Raw genomic sequence first — 14,059 nt, 5'->3', positions numbered from 1 at the left:
CCCCTTTGTGCCAGCCTTGGAATGGCATCGGGCTGCCCCCATCTAGCTGGCAAGACTACATCGCGACAGCGCCAGGTTGCACCGTCGCGCCCTCATGGGATTTCGTCATCGGGAGAATCACGACAATGCCCATCTACGAATATGCGTGCAAGGCCTGCGGCCATCGTCTGGAAAAGCTTCAGAGGCTCTCGGCCGAGCCCTTGACGGATTGCCCGGCCTGCAGCCAGCCGGCGCTCGATCGTCTGATATCGGCGGCGGGCTTCCGCCTGGCGGGTGGCGGCTGGTACGAAACGGATTTCAAGACCGGCAGCAAGAAGAACCTGGCCGGCAGCAGCGAGGGCGCCAAGGCCCCGGAAACATCGGGCAAGGACGGCACGGCAGCCTGATCCCATTGCGGCTTGCCGACCGGCGATGACGGCAAGCTCGACGAGCGCAGACAGCTTCCGGACATTGCCCAGTAAACTTCACGGATCACGAAACAGACAGGATACGACATGCGCAGCCATTATTGCGGCCAGTTGAACGAGACCATGGTGGACCAGACGGTCACCCTGTGCGGTTGGGTGCATCGCCGCCGTGACCACGGCGGGGTGATCTTCCTCGACATGCGCGACCGCGATGGCATCGCCCAGGTTGTGGTCGACCCGGATACCGCCGAGGCCTTTGCCAACGCCGACCGTGCTCGCAGCGAGTATGTGCTGCGCATCACCGGGCGCATTCGCCTGCGTCCGGAAGGCACGCAGAATGCCAACATGCCGACCGGCATGATCGAGGTGCTGGCTCGAGACGTGGAAGTCCTCAACACGGCGGTCACGCCGCCTTTCCAGCTCGACGAGCACGGCAAGGTCGGCGAAGAGGTGCGCCTCAAGCATCGTTACATCGATCTGCGTCGCCCCGACATGATCGACAAGCTGCGTCTGCGCTCGCGGATTTCGCATACCGTGCGTGCCTACCTCGAGAACCAGGGCTTCCTCGACATCGAGACGCCCATCCTGACCCGGGCGACCCCGGAAGGCGCACGGGATTATCTGGTGCCCAGCCGGACGCATGCCGGTAACTTCTTCGCGCTGCCCCAGTCGCCGCAGTTGTTCAAGCAGCTGCTGATGGTGTCCGGTTTCGATCGCTATTATCAGATCGCCAAATGCTTCCGCGACGAGGATCTGCGCGCCGATCGTCAGCCGGAATTCACGCAGATCGATATCGAGGCTTCGTTCGTCGAGGAAGACGATATCATGGCCATCACCGAGGACATGATTCGTCAGCTGTTCCAGCAGGTGCTCGACGTCGAGCTGCCCGAATTTCCGCGCATGCCCTATGCCGAGGCCATGCAGCGCTATGGTTCCGACAAGCCGGACCTGCGCATCCCGCTGGAGCTGGTCGACGTCGATGACCTGATGAAGAACGTCGACTTCAAGGTCTTTTCCGGCCCGGCCAATGCCGATGACGGCCGTGTGGCGGCACTCAGGGTCAAGGGCGGGGCCTCCTTGACGCGCAAGGAGATCGACGCCTACACCGATTTCGTCGGCATCTACGGGGCACGCGGTCTTGCCTGGATCAAGGTCAACGACCGTGCCAGTGGCATCGATGGCCTGCAGTCGCCGATCGTCAAGTTCATGGATGGCGTGGTGGAGCCCCTGCTCGACCGCGTGGGGGCCGAAGATGGCGACATCATCTTCTTCGGCGCCGACAAGGCGCGCATCGTCAACGAGGCACTGGGGGCGCTGCGTGTACGCCTGGGCGAGGACCTCGACCTGTACACGGCCGAATGGTCACCGCTGTGGGTCGTCGACTTCCCGATGTTCGAGGCCGATGATGAGGGCCGCCTGCAGGCGCTGCATCATCCGTTCACGGCGCCGTCCTGCGATGCCGAGACCCTCAAACAGCAACCGGACCAGGCGCTATCGCGCGCCTACGACATGGTGCTCAACGGCACGGAACTGGGCGGTGGCTCGATCCGTATCCACGACCAGGCCATGCAGCAGACGGTACTCGAGACACTGGGCATCGGCGAAGAAGAAGCGCGCGAGAAGTTCGGCTTCCTGCTGGATGCCCTGCAGTACGGGGCGCCGCCCCACGGCGGACTGGCCTTCGGTCTGGATCGTCTGGTCATGTTGATGGGTGGCGCGCGAACCATTCGCGAAGTCATCGCCTTCCCCAAGACCCAGAGCGCGGCCTGTCTGATGACCGATGCTCCCGGGGATGTCAGCAGCCAGCAGCTCAAGGAGTTGAATATCCGCCTGCGTCACAAGGCCAAGGCGGACAACGCCGGCGAGTAACGGCCCCGATGCCCGACGTCACGCGAACCGGCGCCCAGGAGGCGCCGGTCGTGTTTGCAAGCCCCAAGTTTTGCAGCAAGGAGTCTTATGGCGGGACACAGCAAATGGGCGAATATCAAGCACCGCAAGGCGGCCCAGGACGCCAGGCGCGGCAAGATCTTCAACAAGCTGATTCGTGAGCTCAGCGTCGCGGCGCGTCATGGCGGTGGCGACCCGGCGGACAACCCGCGCCTGCGCGCCGCCATCGACAAGGCCCTGTCCAACAACATGACCAAGGACACCATTCAACGTGCCGTGGACCGTGGTGCGGGCAATGTCGATGGCGACGCCATGGAGGAGGTCGTCTACGAGGGCTATGGCCCCGAAGGCGTGGCAGTGATGGTCGAGGCCATGACCGACAATCGCAACCGCACCGTCTCCGAAGTACGCCACGCCTTCAACAAGCAGGGCGGCAACCTCGGCACCACCGGTTCGGTGGCCTTCATGTTCCACCGCCAGGGGCGCTTGACCCTGCCGGACGGTGCCAGCGAAGAAGCCGCCATGGAGGCCACCCTGGACGCCGAGCCGGAAGAAATCGAGACGCTCGACGACGGCCGCCTGGAGGTCGTGACCTCACCGGACAGTTTCGGGACCATCAAGGATGCCCTGGTCGAGGCGGGCCTGGAGCCCTCGGCCAGTGACGTGGGCCTGTTTCCCGACAACTATACCCGCATTGCCGATGCCGACCTCGGACGACGCATCATCAAGCTGGTGGACCGCCTGGAGGACCTGGATGATGTGCAGAATGTTTTCACCAATGCCGACTTTGATGATGCCATCCTCGAGTCATTGCACGATGAAGGCTGAGGCCGTGTCGTCATTCACGGACGATGCCATGTCAGGACATCGCCGGCGGGGCGTGCTCGCATGCTGATCCTGGGCATCGACCCCGGGTCGCGGATCACCGGCTATGGCGTGCTGGATGTCAGCACGTCCCAACCGCTGTATGTCGCCAGCGGCTGCATCCGCACCCGCGGCGAGGACCTGGCACAGCGTCTGGCGCAGATCTACGCCGGCATCAGCGAAGTGATCGGCATGCACGCCCCCGGCGAATTCGCCATCGAGCAGGTGTTTCTGTCGAAAAACGCCGACTCGGCCCTGAAACTGGGGCAGGCGAGGGGCACGGCGATTGTCTGTGCTGCCAATCATGGCTTGCCGGTCAGTGAATATGCGGCTCGCCAGATCAAGCAGGCGGTGACCGGCAAGGGCGGCGCCGACAAGGCGCAGGTCCAGCACATGGTCACTGCCGTGCTCGGGCTGGATGGAGCCCCTCAGGCCGATGCCGCCGACGCTCTGGCCATTGCGCTGACGCACGCCCACGCCCGCCTGGGACTGATCCAGCAGGGGCGTTATGGTGGCGGTCGGGGACGTGGCCGGGGAAGTTCCTGGCGGGATTTTCGGCCCTCCTGATGTCGCCCTGCGGCGACGCGGCAACAGATTGTCGAACACCGTTCAGAGAGGCTGGCAAGCTGTCCTGGCGACCAGTATAGTGGGCCGCAAGGTGGCATGCTCCGCCATGCCCCGGGCTTTTGATGACCAAGGATGTTGATACACCATGATCGGACGCCTGAGAGGCACACTGCTGGAAAAACAGCCCCCCTGGCTGGTGGTCGACGTCGGCGGCGTCGGCTATGAACTGGAAGCCTCGATGACCACGCTGCTGGCATTGCCGGAGTCCGGGGAAGAGCTCGCGCTGTACACCCATCTCAGCGTACGCGATGACGCTCACCTGCTGTACGGCTTTGCCCGGGAGCAGGAACGCTCGCTGTTTCGGGCCCTGATCAAGGTAAATGGCATCGGGCCCAAGCTGGCATTGGCGATTCTCTCCGGCATGGATGAAGACGCCTTCATTCGTTGCGTGATGGATGACGACATCAAGTCGCTGACCCGCCTGCCGGGTGTCGGCCGCAAGACGGCCGAGCGGCTCGTCATCGAGATGCGTGACCGCTTTCCGCACTGGCAGGCTGACCCTCAGGACGCTGTCGACAGCGTCGGCGCCACGCCGGGTCAGCCTGCCGCCAAGGAGCCCCTGGCGGATGCCGAGGCCGCACTGATCAGCCTGGGGTACAAGTCGACGGAAGCCAGCCGCATGCTCTCGGGTCTCGAAGGCGAGGGCAGCACCGAGGCGATCATCAAGGCGGCGCTGGTGCGCCGCATGGCGGGTTGAAGCTTGCCGAGCGGGGCGGCTGTCCCGACCGCAAGCCTAGCGACACGCCCATCGACGTTGCCTGAGGAAGAGGGCCCATGCTCGAAACCGACCGATTGATTGGCGCCGAGACCCGGGACGGCGAGGGGAAGCTGGATCATGCCATTCGGCCACGCCACCTGACGGACTACATCGGCCAGCCACGCGTTCGCGAACAACTCGATATCTTCATCAGTGCGGCGCGTGGGCGTGGCGAAAGCCTGGACCACACCCTGGTATTCGGGCCGCCGGGGCTCGGCAAGACCACCCTGGCCAACATCATTGCCACCGAGATGAACGTCGGGCTCAAGTCGACCTCCGGGCCGGTACTCGAGAAGGCCGGTGACCTGGCGGCCATGCTGACCAACCTGCAGCCCGGGGATGTGCTCTTCATCGACGAGATTCACCGCCTGTCCGCGGTGGTCGAGGAAGTCCTCTATCCCGCCATGGAGGATTTCCAGCTCGACATCGTGATCGGCGAGGGGCCGGCGGCACGTTCCATCAAGCTCGATCTGCCGCCCTTCACCCTGGTGGGCGCCACGACCCGCGCCGGGCTGCTGACCTCGCCCTTGCGCGATCGCTTCGGCATCGTCCAGCGACTGGAATTCTATTCCGTCGAGGAACTGACACAGATCGTCACGCGCTCGGCCGGACTGCTGGACGTGCAATGCGACGCCGAGGGCTCCATGGAAGTCGCGCGACGCTCGCGCGGCACCCCGCGCATCGCCAACCGGCTGCTGCGTCGCGTGCGCGATTTTGCTCAGGTACGCGGCAGCGGCCACATCAATGCCGAGGTGGCGGATCAGGCACTGAACATGCTGCATGTCGACCACCACGGGCTCGACCACATGGATCGCCGCCTCTTGCTGGCCATGCTCGACAAGTTCGATGGTGGGCCGGTCGGCGTGGATTCGCTGGCCGCCGCCATCGGCGAGGAACGCGACACCATAGAAGATGTCATTGAACCATACCTCATCCAGCAGGGGCTGATGATGCGCACCGCGCGAGGCCGGGTGGTGACCCGCCAGGCCTGGCAGCACTTAGGCCGGGCCCCGGATGATCAGGCCCCGCGCAACGATTGACCGATCTGCCAAGACCGAGAGGATTGCCGTGAACGACGCCATGTCCATTCCCCACCTGATCATGAACGCCAGTGGCGTAGTCCAGGCCGTCATGCTGCTATTGCTGATCGGCTCGCTGCTGTCCTGGGTGGTGATCTTTCAACGCACCTTCGTGATGCGGCGTGCCCGCAAGGCGCATCGTGAATTCGAGGACCGGTTCTGGTCCGGAGTCGATCTCAACGAGCTGTATCGCGAGACCCCGGCGGAGCAGGAACCCCAGGGAACCGAGCACCTGTTCCGCGCCGGTTTCCGTGAGTTCAATCGCCTGCTGCCCAAGACGCGCAGTCCCCAGGCCATTCTGGACGGCGTTCAGCGCAGCATGCGCGTGGCCTGGTCACGGGAAGAGGATCGCTTGAATCTGCACCTGGTGTTCCTCGCCACGGTGGCCTCGTCGAGCCCCTATATCGGCCTGTTCGGCACTGTCTGGGGGATCATGGGTTCCTTCCAGTCGCTCTCGATGGCCCAGCAGGCCACGCTATCGACGGTCGCTCCCTGGATCGCCGAGGCCCTGATCGCCACGGCCATGGGCCTGTTCGCGGCCATTCCGGCGGTGATCTTCTACAACCGCCTGTCCGCGGAGTCTTCCCGGCTGCTGGGCAAGTACGAGGATTTCGCCGAGGAATTCCATTCCATTCTGCACCGCAACCTCCAGGGTCGCGGCGAATCCGGCGAAGGCTGAGGGAGAGGCGTCATGCACGGACCCTTCAATCGCATGGGTCGGCGCAAGCCGATGAACGAGATCAATGTGGTCCCCTTCATCGATGTCATGCTGGTCCTGCTGGTGATCTTCATGATCACGGCGCCCATGTTGACCCAGGGCGTTCAGGTGGACCTTCCCCAGACCGCTTCCGAACCCATCGAGGACACGCAGGACCAGGAACCGATCATCGTCTCGGTGGATCGCGAGGGGGAGTATTTCGTCAGCCTGGGCGGCGATGAAACCCGGGTGTCCCTCGATGAGCTCAGCCAGCGAGTGCTGGTCCTGCTGGAACGAGAGCCGGGCACTCGGGTGCTGGTACGCGGTGACCGCAATGTGGCCTATGGCCAGGTCGTGACACTGATGAGCACGCTGCAGAATGCCGGTGTCGCCAATGTGGGGCTGATTTCCGAGCCGCCGCCCGGGGAGTCCTGAGGAAGCATCATGGCCAGACAGCAACGACGCGTAGGCTATGGAATACCGGCGCTGCTCGCCATCGGGCTGCACCTGGGCCTGCTGGTGATCAGCGTGCTGCGCTTTCCCTCGGCGGAAAGCGAGCCGCCGAGCCAGTCGATCGTCCAGGCGACCCTGGTCAGCACCCGGACGACGACCGATCAGGCACAGCAGGCCAGCCAGCCCGAGGCTTCCTCGCCGGCCGACGAGGCCGCGGAACAACCGGCCACGGCCGAGGCCGACGACGCCGAAGCACAGCGCCAGGCGGCTGCGGAGGCCGAACGCCAGGCCGAAGCCCAAGCAGAGTCTGAAGCCGAAAGGGAGCGCGCCGCCGCGCTGGAAGCCGCGCGCGCCGCCGCGGAAGAGGCCCAGCGACGCGAGGCACAGGCCGAGGCAGAGGCCCGCCGCCAGCGCGAAGCCGAAGAGGAAGCTCGTCGTCAACGCGAGGCCGAAGCCGAACGCCAACGCCAGGCCGAGGAGGAGGCCCGCCGCCAGCGCGAGGCCGAAGCCGAGCGCCAACGCCAGGCCGAGGAAGAGGCGCGCCGCCAGCGCGAAGCCGAAGAGGAAGCGCGTCGCCAACGCGAGGCCGAAGCCGAGCGCCAACGCCAGGCCGAGGAAGAGGCCCGCCGCCAGCGCGAAGCCGAAGAGCAGCGACGCCAGGAAGCCGCCGCACAGCGGGCGGCCGAGGCGGCCCAGAGCAGCCTGGAGCGCGCCATCGAAGGCGAGGCGCAAGCCGCCGCCAATGCCGAGCAGGCGCGCGAAGCCGCCAATGGCTTCATCAATCTGGTACGCCGCTCCGTCGAACAGGCCTGGGTGATTCCGCCCAATGTGAGCGACAATGCCAATGCACTGGTGGCGATTCGCCTGGGCCCCTCCGGCGCCGTGATTTCCGCCAGCATCGCCCGCAGCAGTGGCAACACCGCCTTCGACCGCGCCGCCGTCCAGGCAGTGGAGTCGGCCGCACCCTTTTCCGAATTGCGTGACTTGCCCGCATCGGTACAGCGGGACCATCGTGAGTTCAATCTCAACTTCCGTCCGGGGGACATACGCTGATGAGAGTCTTGTTAACTAGCTGGCTGGCCGCGCTGGTGCTGCTCTGCGCACCACTGGCCCAGGCCGAACTGACCATCGATATCACGCGTGGCAATGAACAGGCCACGCCCATCGCCGTGGTGCCCTTCGCTGAAGACGGGACCGACCTGCCGCAGGACATCGCCCAGATCGTCGCCGATGATCTGCGTCGCAGCGGCTATTTCACGCCATTGGCACGCCAGGACATGTTCGCCCAGCCTGCCAGCAGTGATGACGTGACCTATGGTGACTGGAAGGCACTGGATACCCGCTACCTGGTCGTGGGCCGTGTTTCGCAGGAAGGCGGCAACGTCAGCATCCGTTATGAGCTCATGGATGTCTCCGGCGAGTCACGCATGCTGGGCGAGACGGTGACGACCCGGCCGGACCAGCTGCGGGCGGCGGCACATCATGTCAGCGACCAGGTCTTCGAGGCCATCACCGACATTCGTGGCGCCTTCTCGACGCGCATCGCCTACGTCACTTCCGAAGGAGTCGGCGACAACATCCAGTACCGCCTGATGGTGGCCGATGCCGATGGTCACAACAGCCATCAGGCCCTGACGTCGAATGAACCCATCATGTCGCCTGCCTGGTCGCCGGATGGCAACAAGCTCGCCTACGTCTCCTTCGAGGGCGGTCGCCCCGGCATCTATGTGCAGGAAGTCAGCAGTGGCCGGCGCGTCAAGCTGACCTCCTTCGAGGGCCTGAACAGTGCCCCCTCCTGGTCGCCGGATGGGCGCAAGCTGGCCCTGGCCCTGTCGCGCGATGGTCAGCCGGAAATCTATACCATCGATATCGCCTCCCAGGAGCTGACGCGCATCACTCGCAACCCGAGCATCGAGACAGAACCGTCCTGGGCACCGGATGGCCAGAGCCTGATCTATACCTCGGATCGCAGCGGGGGCCCTCAGATCTACCGCCAGGCACTGAATGGCGGATCCGCCGAGCGGCTGACCTATACCGGCAACTATAATGCGCGCGCCCGCTTTGCTCCCGATGGTGAAGCCATCTTCCTGATCCACAAGGGCAATAATGGCTATCAGGTGGCGCGACAGGATCTCGATAATGGTCGCCTCGTCGAGCTCAGCGATGCCCGGCAGGCCGAGTCGCCGAGTGTTGCGCCGAATGGCACCATGGTAATCTTCGCCACCCAGCAGGGAAGTCGTGGTGTGCTGGGGGCTGTATCCGCGGACGGGCGCGCTTCGTTCCGACTGCCCGCGGCCCAGGGTGATGTACGCGAACCCGCGTGGTCCCCGTTTCTGAACTGATCGAACCAGTAGCGCAAGGAGTCCTACGATGCAACTCAAGCCCTATGCCCGGTCTTTGGCCGTTGCCTTTTCCCTGGCCCTCGTGGCCGGTTGTTCCAGCACAGGTGGTACACAGGATGGTTCCATGTCCGGCGATGGTTCGGGCAGCGGCAGCGGTGCCGGTGGTACCAGCGGTGTCGGCACCGGCCAGGTGAGCGGTTCCGGCAATGGCAGCGGACTCAATGGAGGGGCGGGTCAGATGTCCGACTCGCGTATTCCCGAGACACGCACCATCTATTTCGCCTTCGACAGCGATTCCATACGCTCCGAGTTCCAGTCGGTGCTCAATGCCCATGCCAGCTTCCTGCGCAACAACAGCAATGCCAGTGTCGTGCTCCAAGGCCACACCGACGAGCGTGGTACCCGTGAATACAACCTGGCGCTGGGCGAGCGTCGTGCCGGGGCCGTCGAAGAGTTCCTCAGCGTGCAGGGAGTCTCGCCGTCACAGGTGGAAGTGGTCAGCTATGGTGAAGAGCGGCCCGCCGCTCGCGGCAGTAACGAGGAAGCCTATGCCCAGAACCGTCGCGTGGTTTTTGCCTACTGATCAGCCCGAGCGAGCCGCCTCCCGGCCATAACAGCTTCACCACGGCCTGAAGCCTCGCGCCGTGGTGATGGCGGTTCGGGAACGACACGGCCAAGGAAAGGAAACGCTGCATAAATCGACGAGCATGGTTAAGCGCAAGGCGCACGAAGCACAGAAAGCGAGACATAACAGGTAGTTAGGCGAGCTTTCGAGCACCGCGCACAAATTCGCCTGGAGCGAATTTGAACCGTCTTTAGACGGGCCCGAAGGGTAGCCGCCAAGGATGGCGGCTATAGCGAAGCGATTTGCATGCGCAGGCATTTAAGCAGTGTTTCACAACCACGCAAAGAGGGATACGTGATGAACAAGGGCATCCAACGACTCTGCGCCATCGGTCTGTTCAGCATGCCGATGGGCATCATCCCGGCCGCCGTTGCCCAGCAGCCGTCGGTCACCGACCTGTCGGGCGGTGGCGGCAGCGGCGGCACCTTTTACGATCAGGCGGCCACTCGCGAGGAAGCGGGCGGTAACCTGGTACTCTTCAACCGCCTGCAGCAGAACCAGGAAGAGTTGCGGCGCCTGAGGGGCCAGGTCGAGGAACTGCGTCACCAGCTGGAGCAGCTGCGTCAGCAGACGCGCCAGCAGTACATGGACATGGACGACCGCCTGAGCTCACTGTCTTCCAGCGGTGCTGGAGGCAGCGCCTCGTCTTCGGCCTCGTCCGACACGGCATCATCCGGCGGTAACACGACAACGGACAGCAGCGCCGGACGTGAAGCCTACCAGGCCGCCTTCGCCAAGGTGCAGGACCGCGATTTCGCTGCCGCTCGTCAAGCCTTCGAGGCCTTCATCGCGGATTATCCCCAGAGCGAGCTGGCCGCCAATGCCCACTACTGGCTGGGCGAACTGCACTCCGCTGAATCCGATCTCGAGGCTGCCGCCGGAGCCTTCAGGAAGGTGATCGATGCCTTCCCCGACAGCACCAAGGTGCCGGACGCCCTCTACAAGCTGGGACTGCTCAAGGCACGCCAGGGGGATGTCGAGGCCAGCAACGAGCTGCTCGACCGGGTCCAGTCGCAATACCCGGACAGCAATGCCGCCGGCCTTGCCCAAGACTTCCAGCAGCAGTCGGGCAGTTGATTTTCGATCGGGAGAGACATCATGGTTGCCTGCAAGATCGACTATGCGCCATCCCCGGACCTCCTGGCCGGCCGCATCATCCTGGTAACCGGGGCCGGAGACGGTATCGGGCGCAGTGCCGCCCTGAGCTATGCGCGACACGGTGCCACCGTGATTCTGCTGGGGCGTACCACCGCCAAGCTCGAATCCGTCTATGACGAGATCGAAGCGGCAGGCGGCGCCCAGCCGGCGATATTCCCGCTCAACCTGGAAGGCGCGACGCTCAAGGACTACCAGGACATGGCGGTTACCCTGAACAATGCCTTCGGGCGTCTCGATGGCATACTGCACAATGCCGGTCTGCTGGGGCGCATCACGCCCTTCGAGCAATATGACCCGGCGCTCTGGGAACAGGTCATGCAGGTCAACGTCAACGGTCCGTTGTGGATGACCCAGGCGTTGCTCCCCCTGCTGCGCGCCTCACCGGATGCCTCGGTGATCTTTACCTCCTCGAGTGTCGGCCGCAAGGGGCGCGCCTACTGGGGCGCCTACTCGGTGTCCAAGTTTGCCACCGAAGGCTTCGTCCAGTTGCTGGCCGACGAGGTGGAGCATGAAGGCAGGCTACGCATCAACAGTCTCAACCCGGGTGCCACCCGCACCGCCATGCGCAAGTCGGCCTACCCCGGCGAGGATCCCATGACCCTGCGCCCGCCGGATGCCATCATGCCAACCTATCTGTGGCTGATGGGGCCGGACAGCCATGGCCACAATGGCGAGACCTTCGACGCTCAGCCACCACGCCGGACCTGAGGGCCCGGCCGTTTCGATCAGGGCGACAACTCGTCCACCGTCAGTTCCCGCATCAGGTCAGCAGCGCTATCCAGGCACAGGTCCGCCGCCCATCGGCGGTGGTCATCGGCGCTGTCCATGTAGCCATAGCCGACGGCCACCGCCAGCATCCCCGCGGCATGAGCGGCCTGAACATCCCGATGGTGATCGCCGATGTACCAGCAGTCCCCGGGAGCCACGGCCAGCCGGCGCGCGGCTTCCTGGAGAGGCGCCGGATCGGGCTTCCTGACCGGCAGGTCATCCGCGCACAACAACACATCCGGCTCGAGCCCCAGGGCCAGGACCAGTGGCTCGGCATAGGCGCGCGGCTTGTTGGTGACAATCCCCCAGGGACGTCCGGCACTCACCCAGCGTTCCAGCAGTTCGCGCAGTGGCGGAAAGACCTCGCTCTCGACCGCGACGGCCTCGCTGTAGCGATCGAGCAGATACTGTCGCGCCTGATCATGCTCGGCATGCTCGCGCTCCAGACCGAGCGCCAGTTGCACCAGGGCACTACCACCATTGGAGACCTGGGCCCGGATCGCCGGGTAGGGCAGCGCCTCCAGGCCATGATGCGCCCTCAGGGCATTGGTGGCACGCGCCAGGTCCGGGGCCGTGTCGACCAGGGTGCCATCCAGGTCGAACAGCAGTGCCTGGGGGCAGGGCCAGCCGCTCATGAGGATGCCTCACGCCGACAGTGCATCAGATAATTGACGGAGACATCACGCGGCGCCAGGCGATAGCGACGCCACACCGGCTGATAGACGAGACCGCTCTGTTCGCACACCTCCAGCCCCGCCTCGCGGGACCAGGCAGCCAGCTCGGAAGGGCGGATGAAGCGGGCATAATCATGGGTACCCCGCGGCAGCATGCCCAGTACGTACTCGGCACCGATGATGGCCAGGGCATAGGCCTTGGGGTGGCGATTGATGGTCGAGAAGAAGACCTGACCGCCCGGCTTGACCAGGCGGGCACATGCCCGCACCACCGAGGCCGGATCGGGTACGTGTTCGAGCATTTCCAGGCAGGTCACCACGTCGAAGGAGGCCGGCTGCTGCTCCGCCAGCTGCTCGACACTGAGGCACCGGTAATCGATCTCGACGCTCGATTGTTGTGCATGCTGCCGGGCCACGCTCAGCGGTGCCTCGCCGAGGTCGATGCCGGTGACATGGCCGCCGCGATGGGCCATGGCCTCGGCGAGAATACCGCCACCGCAGCCGACATCGAGAATGTCGCGCCCCGCGAGGCCGGCGCGGGTATCGATGAAGTCGAGACGCAGCGGGTTGATGTCATGCAATGGCTTGAACTCGCCGCCGGTATCCCACCAGCGGTCGGCCAGGGTTTCGAACTTGGCGATTTCGGACGCATCGACATTGTCGCTGCGGGAGTGACGTGCCGTCATGGCTCTCTCCATCAGAGGTGGCGAATTCGCCCCGGTGGCGAACTCGGGCGCATTCGGTATCATGGGGCCATGATACCCGTTCCGGGGAACCCATTCACAATGGCGCTTCACATTCATTCGATCTCGACAGGGACTCCTTCATGATTCGCAAGGCTGTATTGCCCGTCGCCGGTTTCGGCACCCGTTGTCTGCCTGCCTCCAAGGCGATCCCCAAGGAAATGATCACCATCGTCGACCGACCGGTGATTCAGTATGTCGTGCAGGAGGCCGTCGAAGCCGGTATCCGCGACATCGTGCTGGTCACCCATGGCAGCAAGGGCGCCATCGAGAACCACTTCGACAAGCACTTCGAGCTGGAAGCAGGGCTCGAGGCCAAGGGCAAGTGGGAGCTGCTGGAAGAGTTGCGCGCCATTGTGCCGCCGGACGTCAACATCATCAGCATACGCCAGTCGGAGCCGTTGGGGCTTGGACATGCCGTGCTGTGCGCTCGGCCGATCGTCGGTGACGACGAGCCTTTTGCCGTTCTGCTGCCGGATGTCCTCGTGGACGGCAGCGATCTGGAGGGCGACAACGACCTCGCCGGCATGCTGGCCTCGTACGAGGCGCGTCAGCGCAGCCAGTTGATGGTCGAGTCAGTGCCTCATGACATGGTGCACAAGTACGGTATCGTCGCCCCCGAAGGAGCGCCCCCGGCGGCAGGCGAGGCCGGTGCGCTGAGCGGAGTCGTCGAGAAGCCCGCCCGGGAAGAAGCACCGTCGGATCTGGCCGTGATCGGACGTTATGTGCTCCCCGGACGCATCTTTCCGTTACTCGCCGAAACCCCGCCGGGCGCCGGCGACGAAATCCAGCTGACCGATGCCATAGAACGCCTGCGCGATGCAGAAGGGGTCGATGCCTGGCGGATGCGTGGCCGAACCTATGACTGCGGACACCAGCTCGGCTACCTGGAAGCCATCCTCGCCTATGGTCGCCGACACGCTCGCTACGGCGAAGGCTTCCGCGAGCTCATCGGTCGTTACGCCGGCGAGGAGTAAG

Annotated in this window: 16 protein-coding genes; 14 read left to right on the top strand and 2 right to left on the bottom strand. The window is 64.5% G+C overall.

The window, feature by feature from the left end; translation table 11 throughout:
- The first annotated feature begins 125 nt into the window (after positions 1-125).
- From QWY79_RS14420 to QWY79_RS14360, 13 genes are all read left to right on the top strand, one after another.
- The gene (locus QWY79_RS14420) at positions 126-386 is read left to right on the top strand and encodes an FmdB family zinc ribbon protein (protein WP_290274250.1); all 261 of its coding nucleotides are present in this window, start codon (positions 126-128) and stop codon (positions 384-386) included.
- A 108-nt stretch (positions 387-494) separates the two neighbouring features.
- A complete protein-coding gene (gene aspS, locus QWY79_RS14415; RefSeq protein WP_290274247.1) occupies positions 495-2,276 on the top strand; it encodes an aspartate--tRNA ligase in 1,782 nt (593 codons plus the stop codon).
- 87 nt (positions 2,277-2,363) lie between these two features.
- Positions 2,364-3,122, top strand: a complete 759-nt coding sequence (locus tag QWY79_RS14410) for a YebC/PmpR family DNA-binding transcriptional regulator (protein ID WP_290274243.1) — start codon at positions 2,364-2,366, stop codon at positions 3,120-3,122.
- Positions 3,123-3,182: 60 nt separating this feature from the next.
- Positions 3,183-3,725 (top strand): crossover junction endodeoxyribonuclease RuvC, encoded by a 543-nt coding sequence (ruvC, locus tag QWY79_RS14405; protein ID WP_290274239.1) that lies wholly within the window; start codon positions 3,183-3,185, stop codon positions 3,723-3,725.
- A 145-nt stretch (positions 3,726-3,870) separates the two neighbouring features.
- On the top strand, positions 3,871-4,482 hold the full coding sequence (gene ruvA / locus QWY79_RS14400; RefSeq protein ID WP_290274235.1) for a Holliday junction branch migration protein RuvA: 612 nt from the start codon (positions 3,871-3,873) through the stop codon (positions 4,480-4,482).
- A gap of 77 nt (positions 4,483-4,559) precedes the next feature.
- On the top strand, positions 4,560-5,582 hold the full coding sequence (gene ruvB / locus QWY79_RS14395; protein ID WP_290274232.1) for a Holliday junction branch migration DNA helicase RuvB: 1,023 nt from the start codon (positions 4,560-4,562) through the stop codon (positions 5,580-5,582).
- Positions 5,583-5,610: 28 nt separating this feature from the next.
- Entirely contained in the window at positions 5,611-6,300 is a 690-nt protein-coding gene (gene tolQ, locus QWY79_RS14390; RefSeq protein WP_290274229.1) for a protein TolQ, read from the top strand.
- A 12-nt stretch (positions 6,301-6,312) separates the two neighbouring features.
- Positions 6,313-6,753, top strand: coding sequence for a protein TolR (gene tolR / locus QWY79_RS14385; RefSeq protein WP_290274227.1), 441 nt, complete (start codon positions 6,313-6,315; stop codon positions 6,751-6,753).
- Between the two features lie 9 nt (positions 6,754-6,762).
- The gene (tolA, locus tag QWY79_RS14380) at positions 6,763-7,824 is read left to right on the top strand and encodes a cell envelope integrity protein TolA (protein ID WP_290274224.1); all 1,062 of its coding nucleotides are present in this window, start codon (positions 6,763-6,765) and stop codon (positions 7,822-7,824) included.
- Entirely contained in the window at positions 7,824-9,113 is a 1,290-nt protein-coding gene (gene tolB / locus QWY79_RS14375) for a Tol-Pal system beta propeller repeat protein TolB (RefSeq protein ID WP_290274222.1), read from the top strand. The genes tolA and tolB overlap by 1 nt, the downstream gene beginning before the upstream one ends.
- A gap of 28 nt (positions 9,114-9,141) precedes the next feature.
- Entirely contained in the window at positions 9,142-9,696 is a 555-nt protein-coding gene (gene pal, locus QWY79_RS14370) for a peptidoglycan-associated lipoprotein Pal (RefSeq protein ID WP_290274220.1), read from the top strand.
- A 339-nt stretch (positions 9,697-10,035) separates the two neighbouring features.
- On the top strand, positions 10,036-10,815 hold the full coding sequence (ybgF, locus tag QWY79_RS14365) for a tol-pal system protein YbgF (protein ID WP_290274218.1): 780 nt from the start codon (positions 10,036-10,038) through the stop codon (positions 10,813-10,815).
- A gap of 21 nt (positions 10,816-10,836) precedes the next feature.
- A complete protein-coding gene (locus QWY79_RS14360) occupies positions 10,837-11,604 on the top strand; it encodes a YciK family oxidoreductase (RefSeq protein WP_290274216.1) in 768 nt (255 codons plus the stop codon).
- Between the two features lie 17 nt (positions 11,605-11,621).
- Here QWY79_RS14360 and QWY79_RS14355 read toward each other — a convergent pair whose 3' ends face one another.
- Both QWY79_RS14355 and ubiG read right to left on the bottom strand, forming a co-directional pair.
- Positions 11,622-12,299, bottom strand: a complete 678-nt coding sequence (locus QWY79_RS14355) for an HAD family hydrolase (RefSeq protein ID WP_290274214.1) — start codon at positions 12,297-12,299, stop codon at positions 11,622-11,624.
- Positions 12,296-13,024 carry a bifunctional 2-polyprenyl-6-hydroxyphenol methylase/3-demethylubiquinol 3-O-methyltransferase UbiG gene (gene ubiG / locus QWY79_RS14350; protein ID WP_290274211.1) on the bottom strand — a complete coding sequence of 243 codons (729 nt, stop codon included), beginning with the start codon at positions 13,022-13,024 and terminating at the stop codon, positions 12,296-12,298. Before ubiG ends, QWY79_RS14355 begins: the two co-directional genes overlap by 4 nt.
- A gap of 140 nt (positions 13,025-13,164) precedes the next feature.
- Between ubiG and galU the strand changes: the two genes are divergently transcribed.
- Positions 13,165-14,058 (top strand): UTP--glucose-1-phosphate uridylyltransferase GalU, encoded by an 894-nt coding sequence (gene galU, locus QWY79_RS14345; RefSeq protein ID WP_290274209.1) that lies wholly within the window; start codon positions 13,165-13,167, stop codon positions 14,056-14,058.
- The last annotated feature ends 1 nt before the right edge of the window (position 14,059 follow it).

This window comes from Halomonas sabkhae (genome assembly GCF_030409265.1).
Lineage (GTDB): Bacteria > Pseudomonadota > Gammaproteobacteria > Pseudomonadales > Halomonadaceae > Halomonas > Halomonas halmophila.
This window is presented reverse-complemented; position numbering and strand designations above follow the sequence as displayed.